The organism is Leptolyngbya sp. O-77, from assembly GCF_001548395.1.
Classification (GTDB): domain Bacteria; phylum Cyanobacteriota; class Cyanobacteriia; order Elainellales; family Elainellaceae; genus Thermoleptolyngbya.
Map to the genome: position 1 here is coordinate 5,021,085 of NZ_AP017367.1, position 11,981 is coordinate 5,033,065.

The window sequence follows — 11,981 nt, forward strand, 5'->3', positions numbered from 1 at the left end:
CTGGCTCGACAGGTTTCGCGATGCGCGTTCTCCTTCTCTCCACCGACCCACTACACCCAGAGACGTAGCGCCTTAGAGTAGAGTATTATCATGCATCGAGTGTGAATAATTGCAAATTGCACCCGTCCCAACCCAGCAGGCTGCCCCAACAGAAACCGGAAGAAACCGGACACAAAGCCAGCGGCTAGGAAGATTGTAGACAGCGAGTGTGGCGTTTGAATGAGGAGCGTTTTGGCCTGAGCCTATGGCAACACTGAAACCAATTCGACAGCGGGGTGTGAAGTTCGCCTTCAACCAGCACCAGCTCGAAAACTACCGCGATCTACTGCTCGTTCTGTTTCAAAAAGAATTTAAAGTCCGCTATAAGGGCAAGTTTCTGGGCTATCTCTGGTCAATTGCCAGCCCGTTGGCCTTTGCGATGGTTTATTACATCGCCTTCAGCGGCATCATGCGAGTGGCGGTAGAAGGTTATCCGCTGATTCTGGTGTCGGGGCTGTTTCCCTGGCAGTGGTTTCAAAACTCGGTCGGTTCTGCGCCCAACCTGTTTGTGGGCAATGCCAGCCTGATCAAAAAGCTCAACTTTCCGCGCAATATTCTTTCACTGTCCACCATTCTGAATCACATGGTGCATTTCTTACTGTCGCTGCCTGTGATTCTCATTTTTATGGTGATTTATGGCAAATCGCCGACGCTGGCGTGGCTCTATGGGCTGCCCGTAATGATGGTGGTTCAGCTTTTTACCGTCTATGGACTGGCGCTGGTGCTGGCAACGCTCAATCTGTTTTTGCGAGACATTGAGCGGCTGACGCAAATCGTGATGACCTTCGTATTTTATTTTACGCCGATTATTTTCACGGCGGATATGATTCCAGAGCGATTTCGCCCGCTGATTCCGCTGAATCCGGCCGCGCCGCTGATGATCAACTGGCGAAACCTGTTTCTCCACGGCTACATCGATGGACATTATCTGCTGATCAGCGCAGGCTATGCGGTGGCGTTCTTTATCATCGGCACGCTGGTCTATCGCAAGCTCTCATGGAAGTTTGCGGAAGTGCTGTAGGCTATCCAAAATCGCCAATCCAAAACCCAAAATCCTAGAAAGTGGTGTTCAGTTGGCGCTTAGCGGAAGGTGGCGATCGCCCGTCCTGCCAGCCAGCCCGTCGTCCAGGCGCTTTGAAAATTAAAACCGCCCGTCACCCCGTCGATATCCAGAATTTCGCCTGCAAGATAGAGTCCGGGGCAGACTCGGCTTTCCATTGTCTTGAAATCCACTTGCTTGAGCGACACACCGCCACAGGTGACAAATTCATCTTTAAACACGCCTTTGCCGGAAACCGCGTGCTGGCTCTGGGTCAGTTCTTGCAAGAGTCGGTTGAGCTGAGTTTTGGACAAATCGGCCCAGCGCTGGTCGGGCGAAATCTGAGCGCGATCGCCCAGATAGTTCCACAGGCGGCGTGGCAGGGGGATAGTCGGCGGTGCAGCGGCGCGAACGACCCGCTTGCCCCAGTCGGTTTTGGCTTGCTGCAAGATTTGCCGGACTTGCTCGGGCGATTGGGCGGGCAGCCAGTTGACCTGGGCGATCGCCCGATAGCCGCAGTCGTGCAGCGCCCTGGCTCCCCAGGCCGATAGTTTTAGCACGGCCGGCCCGCTCAGCCCCCAGTGCGTGACTAGCAGCGGCCCGGTTTGCGTTAGCGGCTTTTGGTCGGCAATTTTCACTGTCACCTGCGCTGACTCAATGGACACACCCGCCAGTTCTCGCAGGGCTGGCTCTGGCACGTTGAAGGTAAACAGCGAGGGGACAGGCGGCTCCAGCGTGTGGCCGAGCTTCTGGGCAATGCGGTGGCCCTGAGGACTGTTGCCCGTGGCCAGCAAGAGGCGATCGCCCCGCAGCATTCCGCCCGTTCGCAACTGCACCCCAAAGCCCCGGTCATCGCGCACCACTGCCGTCACGGCAGCGCCCGTTTTCACCTGCACGCCCGCTGCCTCGGCCGTCCGCACCAGACAATCTACAATCGTCGCCGAGTCGTCTGTAGTGGGAAACATACGCCCGTCGGCCTCGGTTTTTAGCGCTACGCCGCGCCGCCGAAACCACGCCACCGTGTCTCGCGGCTGAAACCGGGTAAAAGCTCCCCGCAGCGCCTTACCGCCTCGCGGATAGTGCTGCACCAGCGCCGCTGGGTCAAAGCAGGCATGGGTAACGTTGCAGCGGCCACCGCCGGAGATGCGGACTTTGCCCAGCGGCTCTCGCGCTGCCTCTAGCAGCGTCACGCGGGCCCGGGGACAAGCCTCGGCAGCGGCGATCGCCCCAAAGAAGCCCGCCGCGCCGCCGCCAATCACCAAAATCGTAGGAGATGTAGGAGTAGAAGAAATAGAAGAAATAACTGAGTCAGCCCAAAGAGGACGAAGATTAGTGTATCGCTATGGGGCAAAGATCAGGGAACGGGCTTAGCCGCTTGGGTCAGACTCGGTTTTTGCTCGACGCAAAAGTCAAATACCCTATGATCGAAGACATTCGAGCGCTGCGACCACTGGAGGCGATCGCCATGACGTTTATCCAAAAGCTGACCTTTGCCGACTATCTCGCTCTGGAAGACTCTGCGCGAGAAGAGAAATCGGAATTGATTAATGGAGAACTGATCGCCTTGCCACCGGAAGCCTGGCTAAACAACGACATTGCCATGTTTTTGTTCTTGCAACTGGTGGCGATCGGGGTTCCGTTTCAGCGCGTGAAGGTGCATAGCTGCGAGTTGCAAACGCCAGTTCTGGAAGCCGGGGATGCGGCAAATCGCTATCCCGATTTGGTGGTGGTCGAGCCAGTGCATCGCGCCAATCCCGACCAGCGGATGACGATCACACTGGAGATGCCGCCGCTGCTGTGGGTGATGGAGGTGGTCAGTCCAGGCAAAACAAACCGCGATCGCGATTACATTCGCAAGCGGGCGCAGTATGCGGCAGTGGGCATTCCCGAATATGTGATCGTTGACCCGCCGGAGCAGGCGGCGCTGGTGCTGCGGCTAGAGCAGGGGGAATATATCGAAGCGGGACGCTACACGGGCGAGTGCCCCCTCCAGTCGCCTACGTTCCCCGCGCTGAACCTGACCGCAGCCCAGATCCTCAGCGCTGGGCAAGACGGCTGACCGCGTGTAAAGCAGGTAAAGCAGATAACCAGGAGGGCGATCGCCATGACGTTTACCCAAAAGCTGACCTTTGCCGACTATCTCGCTCTGGAAGACACGGGCATCGAGGGACGCGCCGAACTGATCGAGGGAGAACTGATCGCCTTGCCACCGGAATCCAGAATCAACACCGAAATTGCAACCTTTGTTTTCTCATCGCTACTGGCGATCGCCATTCCGCATTATTTGCTGAAGCTCTATTCCTGCGAGGTGCAAACGCCTGTGCTGGAACCCAGAGATGCGGCCAATCGGTATCCCGACCTAGTGCTGATTCGAGAGGAACACCGAGCCTTGTGCGATCGCCGCATGACCATTACGCTGGAGATGCCGCCGCCGCTGTGGGTGATGGAGGTGGTCAGTCCAGGGAAAACAAACCGCGATCGCGATTACATTCGCAAGCGGGCGCAGTATGCGGCAGTGGGCATTCCCGAATATGTGATCGTTGACCCGCCGGAGCAGACGGTGCTGGTGCTGCGGCTAGAGCAGGGGGAATATATCGAAGCGGGACGCTACACGGGCGAGTGCCCCCTCCAGTCGCCTACGTTCCCCGCGCTGAACCTGACCGCAGCCCAGATCCTCAGCGCTGGGCAAGACGGCTGACCGCGTGTAAAGCAGGTAAAGCAGATAACCAGGAGGGCGATCGCCATGACGTTTACCCAAAAGCTGACCTTTGCCGACTATCTGGCGCTGGAGGACACAGGCATTGAAGGACGCGCCGAACTGATCGAGGGAGAACTGATCGCCTTGCCACCGGAAGCTGGATTAAATCTGGACATTGCTGCGTTTGTTTACATAGCGCTGGTCGGGCTGGGGATTCCATACCCGCTCATCCAAATGGGACGATGCGAGGTGCAAACACCCGTTCTCGCGCCCAAGGATGCGGCAAATCGGTTTCCCGATCTGGTCGTGCTGCGGCCAGAGCATCGCGCCCTGACTCGCCAACGCATGACCATCACGCTGGAGATGCCGCCGCCGCTGTGGGTGATGGAGGTGGTCAGTCCGGGCAAAACAAACCGCGATCGCGACTATGTTCGCAAGCGGGCGCAATATGCGGCAGTGGGCATTCCCGAATATGTGATCGTTGACCCGCCGGAGCAGACGGTGCTGGTGCTGCGGCTGGAAAATGGCGAATATGTTGAAGCAGGACGCTATGCAGGCGATCGCCGCATTGAGTCACCCACGTTCCCCGCGCTCGACCTGACCGCAGCGCAAATTCTCAGCGCGGGGCAGTAGCCCTGCCGTCAACCCAGCGTTACAAAAAGCCGAAATAGCCCAGCCCTTCCAGAATGCCAGCGGCGCAGTGTCCGTCTGCCAGATAGCGATGCGGCGCGAGGTTTTCCTGATGCCACTGGCGCAATTCGGGCATGGCGTTGCCCACGATGATGCCGCGCTCTTCGCCCATCGCAAACATCGACAGGTCGTTGCCCGAATCGCCACAGGCCACGGTGCGCTCTGGCTCAAAGCCCCACTGCTGCCGCAAAAACACCATCGCTAGCCCTTTGTTGGCGCTTTGGGGCAAGATGTCGAGGTGGCGGCCGCCGCTGTAGACCAGGTTGATTTGCAGCCCTTGGGACTGGAGGGCAGATTCTAGCTCAGGCAGCAAATCAGGGGCGATCGCCGCATCCAGAAAATAGCTCGCCTTAAACTCGTTTTGCTCCTCTGCGGGCTGAAGCTCCAGATCGGCAAAGTGCGCGACTGTAGACAGAACGCGATCGCGCGACCAGCCATCACTCAGCTTTTCCCACCAGAGGGAATCGGGGCTGCCGTCGGGATAGGTGATGGCCGTGCCGACCCCTGTGACTACGGCATCCGGGGGCAGCAGGGGCTTTTCCGTCAGGAGTTGCTGATACAGCGAGGGCGATCGCCCCGTCGAGTAGACAATCTTGGTGTCGTGGGTGCGGCGATGCCAATCGAGCGCCTCGTTGAGCTGCGCCATTGCTTCATCATCGCCTACCAGCGTATGATCCAGGTCGGTAATGAATAAAAACTGCGTCACGACTCCTCTATCCTCCGGGGTTGACCGCTCCTACCATAGCTCGAAGCGGGAATACTATTAAGATAAGCGGCGCACATCGCTTTCCTCCTCATCCTTTCAGCAGAAAAAACCGTGTAAAAGCCAAGTCAAACGCCAGAAGTTCTGCCTAGCCACCCCCTGGATGCTGGGCTGGCAAAACCCAGTTTGCTCGATCAGCCCGCAGCGAGACCCTAATGCAGCAAAGAGACGTTTCTCACGAGTCCAATCGCGACTCTTCTGTTTCAGAATTCACATTCGCCAAGCCAGAGCTAATCCAAGAAGAGTCTGCTGACGGGTTGGATCAAGCACCACAGGTCATTGGGCAAGGTTCAGAGATTAGGCCCGGATTGCAGTCTATTCAGGATTTTTGGCGATCGCTCCAGACGGGTAGCTTGGCAAACGCCGTGCTGCGCTATTTCGATCGCCATTTATACCCCCAACTTTCGATTGCTGACCGGGTTGAAAAAGTGGACGCGGCATCTTCGCCTGCCCCTGCTGATGTGCAAGCTGATGTCCAAACGGAGGCTGAGCAGGCCTCCCGCCAGATGCTCCACGCTGCCGATTCGGATCAGCCCAAAGCCTCCAGTGGGTTCCGCGCTAAAGTAGTGCAAACCTTTGGGCGATTGCCCCGCTTGCAGGCCAATGCTCCTGTGCCCCTGTGCTGGGCCGCGACGACGCTGCGGCAGCCCTACGCAAATCTGGGCGATGCGCTCAGCCCGGTGATCGTCAGTGCGCTATCGGGCTTGCCGATTGTGCATCAGCGGTTCGACTCGGCTTCCGAGCGTCTGGCCAGCGTGGGCACGATTGGGCACGGGCTAAAGAACGGTTCGGTTCACCTCTGGGGCACGGGCATCGACGGCAAGCGGCATCCTTACCACCGCCACCTGACGTACTATGAGCGGCCGGAAAATACAGAATTTACGATTCACGCGCTGCGCGGCCCCTTTAGCGCCAGAGTGTTTGAAAAGCAGGGCATTCCAGTGACCGATGCCTACGGCGACCCGGTGATGCTGTTGCCCAAGATCATGTCTCCTGCCGCCGAAAAGACCCACGAACTGGGCATCGTGGTACATATTTCTGAACTGCGCGAGCTGAAAGACGGGGCTGCGGTGCGAAACGATCTGGGGCGCTACTACATTCCCGAAGACCTGCGCGATGCGGTGAAAATCATCACCACGCTCACCGATGCCAACCTGACGGCGCTGGAAGACCGCGTGCGGGAAATGACCGCCTGCAAGCGCATCCTCAGCACTAGCCTGCATGGATTGGTGATTGCTGAAACCTATGGCATTCCTTGCGCCTACTTTCGCCCGTTTGGGCGGGGCCCGCTCCAGGTGGATTTGATGGACGAGCAGGTGTTTCTCGACCATCGCGTGCGCGACTACTACGCAGGCATGGGGCTAAAGACGCTGCAAATCTTTTGCCGCGAACGCAAGCGCCCGACCAACTGGGAACGGGCGATCGCCGCGATTGACCGCATCTGGCAGCCCGTCGAGTGGTCGCCCCAGCGCTTGCTGGAGGCCTTTCCCCTGCCCCTGGCGGTGAATCCAATGGAGGTCGAAACGTTGGGCGATCGCGCTTTGCTAGAGCGCATCCGATTGTAAAAACGCGAATTAAAAACGCGAATTAAAAACGCTACAAAAATGCAAAGCAAGCGGGCACTGCCCGCTTGCCTGCTTTCCCCTTGCTTGTTTTCTTAGAGCTGCTCTCTTTAGAGCTGCTTTCTTAGAGCTTCGTACCGCAATTTGGACAGAAATTATTGTCTGGCTGGTTCTCTGTGCCGCAGCGATTGCAGACTACAAGCGCCTGCTCTGGCTCTGCCTTGGGGCGTTCCGGCAGACCGATCATCTGCGAGTTGCTCTTGCCGGGGGCCACCATTGGGTAACAGTTCTCGTTGCGATTCACCTGCACATCCATCAGCACCGGGCCAGGATGGGCAAGCATTTCGGCGATCGCCCCTGCCAGTTCCTCACGACTGTGAACCACCATCCCTTTCACACCATAGGCCTCAGCCAGCTTCACAAAATCCGGCATACTCGGCTTCATTTCCGAAGAAGAGTAGCGCTCCTCGTAGAAGGTTTCCTGCCACTGGCGCACCATGCCCTGCCAACCGTTGTTGATAATTACCGTCTTGGCAGCAATGCCATACTGTGCCAGCGTGCCTAGCTCCTGAATATTCATCTGGATGCTGGCATCACCGCTGATGCAGATTACCTGCTCCTCTGGCAAAGCCATTTTCACGCCCATCGCCGCAGGCATTCCAAAGCCCATCGTGCCCAGCCCTGCGCTAGAGATCCACTTGCGCGGCCCCGTCTTGAGGAACTGCGCCGCCCACATTTGGTGCTGACCCACATCAGTCGTGTAGTAGGCATCGGGCGCTTGCCGACCCACTTCTACAATCACCTCCTGAGGCGACAGCATATCTGGATACTGGGGCACTACCAGCGGATAGTCGCGTTTCCAGCGGTCAATGCGGGCCAGCCACTCCCGCGTCTGGTGTGGGTTAGGAGCAACGCTGCTTTCCACATCACGCCGCAGCAAATCCGTCAGCACATGGCGCACATCACCCACAATAGGAACCTCTGGCGCACGATTCTTGCCGACTTCTGCTGGGTCTACGTCGATGTGAATGACCTTGGCGCGAGAGGCAAACTCATCCAACTTGCCCGTCACTCGGTCGTCAAAGCGGGCCCCCACGGCAATCAGCAGGTCACACTCGCTGACGGCGTAGTTCGCGTAGGCCGTGCCGTGCATTCCCAGCATCCCCACCGACAGCGGATGATGCTCGTCGAACGCGCCCTTGCCCATTAGCGTCGTCGTGACGGGCAACCGGAACCGCTCCGCCAACGCATGAACCTCCGCATGGGCATCTGCCGTAATCGCGCCGCCGCCGACATAAAGGAGCGGCTGCTTCGCCTCGCGAATCAGCTTCAGCGCCTTGAGAACCTGGTTTGGATTGCCGCGCACAGTGGGGCGATAGCCCGGCAGTTTCACGCTTCCTGGCTCAACGGGCAGATAGTCAAATGCTTCTAGCCCCACATCCTTGGGCACGTCAATCAGCACCGGACCGGGACGACCAGAGCGGGCAATGTAGAAGGCTTCTGCCACGATCCGCGCCATATCTTTGGGATCGCGCACGACGTAGGAATGCTTCACGATCGGCAGCGTAATGCCAAAGATGTCGGTTTCCTGGAAGGCATCTGTGCCGATCGCGCTGCGAGAGACTTGCCCCGTCACCACCACCAGCGGAATCGAGTCCATCTGCGCCGTGGCAATGCCCGTGACCAGGTTGGGTCGCGCCCGGGGCCAGACGTACCAAAGCACACGCCGACTTTCCCTGTAGCGCGAGCATAGGCATCAGCGGCATGGGACGCACCCTGCTCATGGCGCACCAGAATATGGCGGAGTGCGCCCGTCTGCTCAAAGCGGTACAGTTCGTCATAAATCGGCAGAATCGCGCCGCCGGGATAGCCAAAAATATGCTGAACCCCGTGCCGTACCAGGCTGTCCATCAGAGCGTAGGCACCAGTGGCCCGAATGGGCGCAGCAAGGGGGGGTGCAGAAACACGAGCGGCGGAAGCGACCTTGGACGGATCGGGCAGAAGTTCTCGCATAGCTAGGCTTTCTATCTGTATCGATTGATGCATAAGACCGGATATCCCAGTCTAGTTCTGATGTTGCAATCCTGTCGAGTGACCTGAGCAGGTGATTTTTGAGGATTTTCTGGGGATCAATATAGACTCGGTTCTAAAAGGGTTAGCAATCTCTGAAAGTGCCGTCGAAGACCGCTCATCGGGGCGATCGCCCCCGCCTTGGCTCATCTGCTCCGTAGATCCGTTCTACCGCCGCTGAACAGCGACTTTTCACGATGCTCAGCGGTTCCAAGAGCAATGTTTGAAACCTGTTTTGAGGGCGTTTTTTTAAGCATTTACCGCTTATTTTCGAGCGTGCCAAATTCCATTAAATTTGGCGACAACCTGTCAAGGATTGGTGACTATTGTAACGATTGGAAACCTTTCCGCATTTGGGGATTGGAGTTGGGGATTGGAGTTGGGGATTGGAGTTATGGCAGGGGCGGCTCAACAGAGGAGCGAATACGCCGAAGAAGCGTGTTGAATGGCTCCCAATCGTCCAATTCGGCGATCGCCCCCCACACGGCTTCAATTTCTGAACGGATAATCACCAAAATCGGGTTGTGCCGCGCCAGTCGCGCCTTCACCTCGGTCAAGGCTGTTTCAGGGATGTGGTTCAGCGCCCCGGTGATAGGCGAGTCGCCACGCCCTTGAAGGTGCTTTCCAGCGCGTCGGCATTGCTAGACACCGAGTCAGTAAAAATCAGCGCCGCATCTGCTCGCCAACTGGGTGAAAAACTGCTCCCGCAGCGCCCGAAAAAAGTCGTGATAGCCAATCTTAGTTGCCTGCAAAAAACTGGATCGTCCCGCCCGATTAGCTCATGCCCGATTTCGGTGGGCAACTCGTCGAACCCCAGCTTTTGCAGCATCAGTTGGCTGTAGGCCGCAATGTAGTGCGTTTCAAACATCGCCAAGCCTGCTTCCAAGTCTGCTGCATCCATCACCTGTTTCAGCGGCTCCTGCAACAGTTCTAGATTCAGCTTGCAAATCCCTGGCTGGTTGGCGTAGGCGTAGCGCCCCATCTGGTCAAAATAGGCGGCGGTAAAGCGGGGATCAAACCGCTCGATGAAGGCGTAGGGGCCATAGTCAAAGCTTTCGCCCGTGATGGCCATGTTGTCGGTATTCAGCACCGCATGGCAAAAGCCCGCCGCCATCCACTGGGCCGCCAGTTCTGCCACGCGCTGCACCAATTCGGCATAAAAGCGGGCATCCCGATCTGGCTCCTGGTTCAGGTGTGCGTAGTAGGTGTCGATGACGTGATCGAGCAGTTTGCGGATCAGGTCAGGGCGTTCGAGGTAATGCAGCCGCTCGAAGGTGCCAAACCGAATGTGCGATCGCTGCATTCGCACCATCACCGACGAGCGGGTTGGGGATGGCTCATCGCCCCGCCACAGAGCCTCCCCAGTTTCAATCAAGCTGAGGCAGCGCGACGTTCGCACGCCCATGACGTGCAGCATCTCCGCCGCCAGCACCTCGCGCACGCCGCCCTTCAGCGTCAGCCGCCCATCGCCGCCGCGAGAATAGGGCGTAGTGCCCGATCCCTTGGTTCCCAGGTCGTACAGGTTGCCGTCTACGCCGCGCACCTGTCCGTATAAAAAGCCGCGCCCGTCACCCAGATCAGGATTGTAATAGCCGAACTGGTAGCCGTGATAGCGCATCGCCAGCAGCGGAAAGCGTCCTGCAAATTTGCCGAACGCTTGGATAAAATGCTCATCTGCGACCTCATCCGAATGAAGCCCTAGGGTTTCAAGTAAGTCATCATTGCGAAACCGGAGAAGATGCTGGGGAAATTGGGCTGCATCCACGGGATCGGCATAGTCTTCGCCAAGAGATTCAAACGCAGGCTCAAAGTCGAGGGTTAATAGCGGGTTTTCTGACGGATTGTCGGACGTGTTTTCAGCAGTGTCTACAGGATTAGTCATCACAAAGCGGACTTTGCTTACAAAAGTTAATGGAAAGACGACGAAATTTGAAGGTTCTTTACCTCATTATCCCCAGTGCAAAGTCCGGCAAACAATTGTCTGATAAAGTTTTTGGCTGATTTTTGGCTTGTTTCTCTGCCGCCACCAGATGAACGACTTGCCACTGCTTTTGTGAGAGTGTGTTAGGGTTAGGTGGGATTATTTTCGGCTGTGTACTCGCGTGACGAATGGCTCTCCGAATCTAACTCTCTGCAACTTTTTTTGATTCTGGAAGGAGTCCAAATGTCCATTTACATCGGTAATCTGTCCTACGAGGCAACGCAGGAAGAAATTACCCAAGTTTTTGCTGAATACGGTACGGTAAAGCGCGTTCAGCTTCCCACCGATCGGGAAACCGGTCGCCCTCGTGGCTTCGGCTTCGTGGAAATGAGTACGGATGCGGAAGAAGAAGCGGCAATCGAAGCGCTGGATGGCGCAGAGTGGATGGGTCGCGATCTGAAGGTGAACAAGGCCAAGCCTCGCGAAGATCGCTCCTCTGGCGGTAGCTGGGGTGGCAACCGGGGCGGCGGCGGTGGCAACTTCTCTCGCCGCTACTAGATCTTGCAAAGGTCTGGTTTGTCGTCTTGCATTTTGCCAGGTTTTAACTTGCTGAAGCAGGTTTTTCTGAGCTAGTTTTTGCGCTAAGGCGCAGCGCAGGTTTCCTAATTTCTAGTATTTGCCTGTTTGCTTGGGGCTGCATGTTGAAGCAAATGTGCAGTTCCAAGCAATTATTTTTGTCTTTGCAGGTTGTCTTGGTGGGCTGTTTTGGCGGGTTGTCTTTGCAGGTTGTCTTAGCGGGTGATGGGCTTGCTGCTGCAATGGATAACGCCTGTTATCTGGGGCGATCGCCCTGTTGCCCTTCAGTGTAGCGTCTACGGTCAGTAACCAGAATCAAGACCAGGATCAAAACAGGGAGAGAAGGATTTTGCAAACAGGCTGATTGAGATTTTTTCTAAATCTCCAGTCTGAACATTTAAGAGGAGATGGAATGGCCCAAGTTGTACTTGGAGAAAACGAAGGAATTGAATCGGCCCTCCGCCGCTTCAAGCGCAAGGTTTCTCAAGCAGGAATCTTTCCAGATATGCGGAAGAATCGCCATTTTGAAACGCCGATTGAAAAGCGGAAGCGCAAGGCGTTGGCAAAGCGGAAACTGCGCCGGAAGCGTTTCTAGAAGTGATGTTGCTAGAGAGCGGGTTGAT

At 56.9% G+C, this 11,981-nt stretch carries 13 protein-coding genes; 7 read left to right on the plus strand and 6 right to left on the minus strand.

Translation table 11 applies throughout. From position 1 onward, the window contains the following. The first annotated feature begins 244 nt into the window (after nucleotides 1–244). The gene (locus O77CONTIG1_RS21230) at nucleotides 245–1,060 is read left to right on the plus strand and encodes an ABC transporter permease (protein WP_068514880.1); all 816 of its coding nucleotides are present in this window, start codon (nucleotides 245–247) and stop codon (nucleotides 1,058–1,060) included. Nucleotides 1,061–1,119: 59 nt separating this feature from the next. Here the strand turns inward: O77CONTIG1_RS21230 and O77CONTIG1_RS21235 are convergent, their stop codons facing one another. After that, nucleotides 1,120–2,337 (minus strand): NAD(P)/FAD-dependent oxidoreductase, encoded by a 1,218-nt coding sequence (locus O77CONTIG1_RS21235; RefSeq protein ID WP_317134267.1) that lies wholly within the window; start codon nucleotides 2,335–2,337, stop codon nucleotides 1,120–1,122. Nucleotides 2,338–2,498: 161 nt separating this feature from the next. On the opposite strand from O77CONTIG1_RS21235, the gene O77CONTIG1_RS21240 reads away from it, so the two are divergent. The 3 genes from O77CONTIG1_RS21240 to O77CONTIG1_RS21250 are packed head-to-tail and all read left to right on the plus strand — an operon-like array spanning nucleotide 2,499 to nucleotide 4,409. After that, complete coding sequence (locus tag O77CONTIG1_RS21240; RefSeq protein ID WP_225894635.1) at nucleotides 2,499–3,137, plus strand: Uma2 family endonuclease; 639 nt, start codon at nucleotides 2,499–2,501, stop codon at nucleotides 3,135–3,137. Nucleotides 3,138–3,182: 45 nt separating this feature from the next. Continuing rightward, complete coding sequence (locus O77CONTIG1_RS21245; RefSeq protein ID WP_068514886.1) at nucleotides 3,183–3,776, plus strand: Uma2 family endonuclease; 594 nt, start codon at nucleotides 3,183–3,185, stop codon at nucleotides 3,774–3,776. Nucleotides 3,777–3,821: 45 nt separating this feature from the next. Continuing rightward, on the plus strand, nucleotides 3,822–4,409 hold the full coding sequence (locus O77CONTIG1_RS21250; RefSeq protein WP_068514888.1) for a Uma2 family endonuclease: 588 nt from the start codon (nucleotides 3,822–3,824) through the stop codon (nucleotides 4,407–4,409). 19 nt (nucleotides 4,410–4,428) lie between these two features. Here the strand turns inward: O77CONTIG1_RS21250 and O77CONTIG1_RS21255 are convergent, their stop codons facing one another. After that, nucleotides 4,429–5,172: a sucrose-phosphate phosphatase gene (locus O77CONTIG1_RS21255; RefSeq protein ID WP_068514891.1), complete on the minus strand. Its 744-nt coding sequence runs from the start codon at nucleotides 5,170–5,172 to the stop codon at nucleotides 4,429–4,431. Nucleotides 5,173–5,384: 212 nt separating this feature from the next. On the opposite strand from O77CONTIG1_RS21255, the gene O77CONTIG1_RS21260 reads away from it, so the two are divergent. Next, complete coding sequence (locus O77CONTIG1_RS21260) at nucleotides 5,385–6,794, plus strand: polysaccharide pyruvyl transferase family protein (RefSeq protein ID WP_197673266.1); 1,410 nt, start codon at nucleotides 5,385–5,387, stop codon at nucleotides 6,792–6,794. A gap of 121 nt (nucleotides 6,795–6,915) precedes the next feature. Here O77CONTIG1_RS21260 and ilvB read toward each other — a convergent pair whose 3' ends face one another. From ilvB to O77CONTIG1_RS21270, 4 genes are all read right to left on the minus strand, one after another. Next, on the minus strand, nucleotides 6,916–8,514 hold the full coding sequence (ilvB, locus tag O77CONTIG1_RS21265; protein WP_317134156.1) for a biosynthetic-type acetolactate synthase large subunit: 1,599 nt from the start codon (nucleotides 8,512–8,514) through the stop codon (nucleotides 6,916–6,918). Next, entirely contained in the window at nucleotides 8,424–8,804 is a 381-nt protein-coding gene (locus O77CONTIG1_RS28210) for a thiamine pyrophosphate-binding protein (RefSeq protein ID WP_317134157.1), read from the minus strand. Before O77CONTIG1_RS28210 ends, ilvB begins: the two co-directional genes overlap by 91 nt. 449 nt (nucleotides 8,805–9,253) lie before the next feature. Then, on the minus strand, nucleotides 9,254–9,409 hold the full coding sequence (locus O77CONTIG1_RS28215; RefSeq protein ID WP_286132724.1) for a protein adenylyltransferase SelO family protein: 156 nt from the start codon (nucleotides 9,407–9,409) through the stop codon (nucleotides 9,254–9,256). A gap of 29 nt (nucleotides 9,410–9,438) precedes the next feature. Then, nucleotides 9,439–10,743 carry a protein adenylyltransferase SelO gene (locus tag O77CONTIG1_RS21270; RefSeq protein WP_286132449.1) on the minus strand — a complete coding sequence of 435 codons (1,305 nt, stop codon included), beginning with the start codon at nucleotides 10,741–10,743 and terminating at the stop codon, nucleotides 9,439–9,441. Nucleotides 10,744–11,025: 282 nt separating this feature from the next. Between O77CONTIG1_RS21270 and O77CONTIG1_RS21275 the strand changes: the two genes are divergently transcribed. Both O77CONTIG1_RS21275 and rpsU read left to right on the plus strand, forming a co-directional pair. Beyond that, nucleotides 11,026–11,340, plus strand: coding sequence for an RNA recognition motif domain-containing protein (locus O77CONTIG1_RS21275; protein ID WP_068514894.1), 315 nt, complete (start codon nucleotides 11,026–11,028; stop codon nucleotides 11,338–11,340). A gap of 430 nt (nucleotides 11,341–11,770) precedes the next feature. Continuing rightward, nucleotides 11,771–11,953 carry a 30S ribosomal protein S21 gene (rpsU, locus tag O77CONTIG1_RS21280; protein WP_068514896.1) on the plus strand — a complete coding sequence of 61 codons (183 nt, stop codon included), beginning with the start codon at nucleotides 11,771–11,773 and terminating at the stop codon, nucleotides 11,951–11,953. Nucleotides 11,954–11,981: the final 28 nt, after the last annotated feature.

What these genes read in the sequence shown, in the direction of transcription:
- O77CONTIG1_RS21230 (WP_068514880.1), top strand. Translation starts at nt 245, where the DNA reads ATGGCAACACTGAAACCAATTCGACAGCGGGGTGTGAAGTTCGCCTTC.
- O77CONTIG1_RS21240 (WP_225894635.1), top strand. Translation starts at nt 2,499, where the DNA reads ATGATCGAAGACATTCGAGCGCTGCGACCACTGGAGGCGATCGCCATG.
- O77CONTIG1_RS21245 (WP_068514886.1), top strand. Translation starts at nt 3,183, where the DNA reads ATGACGTTTACCCAAAAGCTGACCTTTGCCGACTATCTCGCTCTGGAA.
- O77CONTIG1_RS21250 (WP_068514888.1), top strand. Translation starts at nt 3,822, where the DNA reads ATGACGTTTACCCAAAAGCTGACCTTTGCCGACTATCTGGCGCTGGAG.
- O77CONTIG1_RS21260 (WP_197673266.1), top strand. Translation starts at nt 5,385, where the DNA reads ATGCAGCAAAGAGACGTTTCTCACGAGTCCAATCGCGACTCTTCTGTT.
- O77CONTIG1_RS28210 (WP_317134157.1), bottom strand. Translation starts at nt 8,804, where the DNA reads ATGCGAGAACTTCTGCCCGATCCGTCCAAGGTCGCTTCCGCCGCTCGT.
- O77CONTIG1_RS21270 (WP_286132449.1), bottom strand. Translation starts at nt 10,743, where the DNA reads ATGACTAATCCTGTAGACACTGCTGAAAACACGTCCGACAATCCGTCA.
- O77CONTIG1_RS21275 (WP_068514894.1), top strand. Translation starts at nt 11,026, where the DNA reads ATGTCCATTTACATCGGTAATCTGTCCTACGAGGCAACGCAGGAAGAA.
- rpsU (WP_068514896.1), top strand. Translation starts at nt 11,771, where the DNA reads ATGGCCCAAGTTGTACTTGGAGAAAACGAAGGAATTGAATCGGCCCTC.